Here is a 647-nt window from a genome sequence, read left to right on the forward strand (position 1 = left end):
GAGAACGACAGGGTCTTTCTCACCAGTCGCGCCACCCGCTGCCTCAACGTGTTGTTCAAACGCTCGATGTAACTGGTCAAGCCGCTATCTTTACCGACCGCCTCATGCCGTTTGCTGGGAATGACCGTGACATAGGCTTCCCAAAAATCTGTATACACCTTGGCACATTGGCGATAGACCGCTGGAATGGACTCCCAGAGCGCCCTCGCCGATTCCCGAGAACGGTCACCGATGTGGCAGCCGATGATCTCTCGGGTCTCGGCATCAAGGGCCAGCCAAACCCATTGTGTGTTCCCTTTAGAATCGACGAATGACCACAGTTCATCCATCTGGGCTTTGAGCGGACCTTTCGGTTTGGGGACAACCTCCGCTGTTTGGGGTACCGACTCATAGGTCGCATTGGCCTGACCTTGCACCCAACTCTCCGATGTCTCCGTTGCCCGGGCAATGCCCGCTAGAGGGATCTTCTCGTTTAACAACCGATTCACCAACGACTTAGTCTCCTTCGGCTTCGGTTGCCATTGCGGATTCTCCACGAATTGACGGCCACAGTCCCGGCACTTGTAATTTTGCTTCCCCCGATGGCTGGTGCCGTTCTTGGAGATATCGTGAGACCCACAGGTCGGACAGGTCATCTCAATAGCCAT

Annotated in this window: 1 protein-coding gene; it reads right to left on the bottom strand. The window is 55.3% G+C overall.

The annotated features are described in order from the left end of the window. Positions 1–647: IS1 family transposase (locus E1H13_RS26700; RefSeq protein ID WP_169617985.1), on the bottom strand; the 647-nt coding region annotated here is incomplete at both ends.

The sequence above is a fragment of the Nodosilinea sp. P-1105 genome (genome assembly GCF_012911975.1).
Taxonomy (GTDB): Bacteria; Cyanobacteriota; Cyanobacteriia; order Phormidesmidales; family Phormidesmidaceae; genus Nodosilinea.